The 2,780-nt window shown below is 77.1% G+C and carries 1 protein-coding gene; it reads right to left on the minus strand.

Features of this window, described 5'->3' with window-relative positions; translation table 11 throughout:
- Positions 1-2,759, minus strand: a 2,759-nt coding sequence (locus ABZW32_RS39495; protein WP_356225710.1) for an SDR family NAD(P)-dependent oxidoreductase, incomplete at its 3' end; no start/stop codon positions are given.
- Positions 2,760-2,780 lie beyond the last annotated feature (21 nt).

The following is a 2,780-nucleotide window of genomic DNA, read 5'->3' on the forward strand; positions in this document are numbered from 1 at the left end:
GTGGCCGTCGTGGCGGCGCGGGGCGCGGCCGCCGCCGGGGGGACCAGGGCGCGCAGCAGGACGGGCACCGCGTCGGGTCCGTGAGCGGCCTGCTCGCGGCGCAGGGCCGCCGTGTCCAGGCGCAGGGGGACGAGGAGGGCCTCGTCGGCGGCTGCGGCGGGGGTGGCGAGGGCCCGGTCGAAGAGGGCGAGGCCCTGTTCGTTGCTCATGGGGGCGAGCCCTGAGCGCCGCATGCGCCGCAGGTCGGTGTCGGAGAGGTGCCCGGTCATCCCGGTGGCCTCCCCCCACAGGCCCCACGCGAGGGAGACGGCGGGCAGTCCGGCGGCCCTGCGGTGCTGGGCGAGGGCGTCGACGAAGGTGTTCGCGGCGGCGTAGTTGGCCTGTCCGGGGCGGCCGAGGAGGCCGGCGGCGCCGGAGAACAGGACGAACGCGGACAGCGGCAGGTGGGCGGTCAGCTCGTGCAGGTGCAGCGCGGCGTCGGCCTTGGGCCGCAGTACGGTGGCCAGCCGGCCGGCGTCCAGGGCGGTGAGCGCCCCGTCGTCGAGGACGCCCGCGGCGTGCACGACGCCGGTCAGCGGGTGGGCCGCCGGGACGCGCGAGAGCAGTGCTTCCAGTGCGGAGCGGTGACCCGTGTCGCAGGCGGCGATCTCGACGCGTGCTCCCAGCGCGGTCAGTTCCCGCTCCAGCTCGGCGGCTCCGTCGGCGGCGGGTCCGCTGCGGCTGACGAGCAGCAGGCCCCGTACTCCGTGGGAGGTGACCAGGTGCCGGGCGAGGAGCCGTCCCAGCGTGCCGGTCCCGCCGGTGATCAGGACGGTCCCTTCCGGGTCGAACCCGGCCGGGGACGTCCCGGGGGCGTCGTCCTCGGGACGGCGCGCCAGGACGGGGGTGAGCGGCTCGCCGTCGCGGAGCCCGAACTGCGGTGCGCCGGTGGCGAGGGCCTCGACGAGGGCCGCCGCCGAGGCGGGGGTGCCGTCGGTGTCGGCGAGGACGAAGCGGCCGGGGTGCTCGCTCTGCGCGGAGCGTACGAGGCCCCACAGCCCGGCGGCCGACAGTCCGGGCAGCGCCTCCCCGGGCCGGGTGGCCACGGCCCGCCGGGTCAGCACGACCAGCCGGGCCGCGCCGAGCCGTTCGTCCTGGCCGAGCCACTCGCGCAGCAGGGCCAGGCACCGCGCGGTGGTCTCGTGCACGGCGTCCGTGTCCGTGTCCGCGTCCGGGAAGGACACGACGACGGCGTCGGGCACGGGGGCGCCCGCCTCGACGGCGGCGAACAGCGCGGCCAGGTCCGGATGGACGTCCACCGGTACGCCGGCCGCGCCGGAGCCGAGGCCGGTGCCGTCGGTCCCGGCCACGGCCAGCCGGTGTACCGGGTTCCGCCGTCCGGTCCCGCTCGGCACGGGGTGCGCGGCGGGCGCGGGACCCTGCCAGGCGATCCGGTAGAGCGGCAGCCCGTCGTCGGCCGCCCCTAGGAGCGCGGTGAGGCGTTCGCGCGGAACGGGCCGCATGACGAGGGCGTCGAGGGTCAGGACGGGTGCCCCGGCCGGGTCGACGGCCTCCAGTGAGACGGCACCCTCCGCCGTGCGGGCGAGACGGACCCGCAGGGCGTCGGCCCCGGTCGCGTGCAAGGTGGCCCCCTGCCAGGCGAACGGCAGCAGCACCGCGTCGTCGGGCACGTCGAGGAGTCCGCCCGCGAGCCACGGCTGGAGCGCCGCGTCGAGGAGCGCCGGGTGGACCCCGTAGAGCCCGGCGGCGCTCCGCGCGGAGTCGGGGAGGCGGATCTCGGCGAAGACCTCTCCGGGGCGGCGCCAGGCGGCGGTGATCCCGGCGAAGACCTCTCCGTACTCGTAGCCGAGGTCGGCGAAGCGGGCGTAGACCTCGTCCGGCTCGACGGGCTCGGCTCCGGGCGGCGGCCAGGCCGCCCCGCCGGCGCCCGCCCAGTCGGCCGGTGCCGGGACCCGGGGCGCGGCCGGGGCAGGGGCGAGGACGCCGGAGGCGTGGCGGGTCCAGGGGGCGTCGTCGGCCTCGGTGCGGGAGTGCAGGTTCACCGCGCGGCGCCCGCTCCCGTCGGCGGCCCCGACCCGTACCTGGACCTGGACGGCTCCGCGCCCGGGGAGTACGAGCGGTGCCTCAAGGCCGAGTTCCTCCAGTCCGGCGCTGCCGGTCGCGGCGGCGGCGTGCAGGACGAGCTCGACGAAGGCGGTCCCGGGCAGCAGGGTCCGGCCGGAGACGGCGTGATCGGCGATCCACGGGTGGTCGACGAGCGAGATCCGCCCGGTGAACAGCACCTCTCCCGTCTCGGCGAGGGGCAGGGCTCCGCCCAGCAGGGGGTGGGTCTCCCACTCCATGCCGAACCGCGCGGCGGCGGCGTCGCCGACTCCGGCGGGGGAGGTGGGGGCCCAGTAGTGGGCGTGCTGGAAGGCGTAGGTGGGCAGGTCGACGCGGCGGGCGCCGGTGCCCCCGAAGAGCTGCGCCCAGTCGATGTCGGTGCCGCGCACGAAGAGCTCGGCGGCGGAGGTCAGGAACCGCTGGAGTCCGCCGTCGTCACGGCGCAGGGAACCGGCGGTGACGACCTCGGCACCGGCCGCCTCGGCCGTCTCCTGGATGCCCATGGTGAGGACGGGGTGCGCACTGGACTCAACGAAGGTGGCGAAGCCGTCGTCCAGGAGGACCTTGACGGTGTCCTCGAAACGGACGGGGTGACGCAGGTTGCGGTACCAGTACCCGGCATCGAGGAGGGTCTCGCCGAGGACGCCCCCGGTCACGGTCGAGTAGAACGGGATCTC

Source organism: Streptomyces sp. NPDC004667, from assembly GCF_040609475.1.
Taxonomy (GTDB): domain Bacteria; phylum Actinomycetota; class Actinomycetes; order Streptomycetales; family Streptomycetaceae; genus Streptomyces.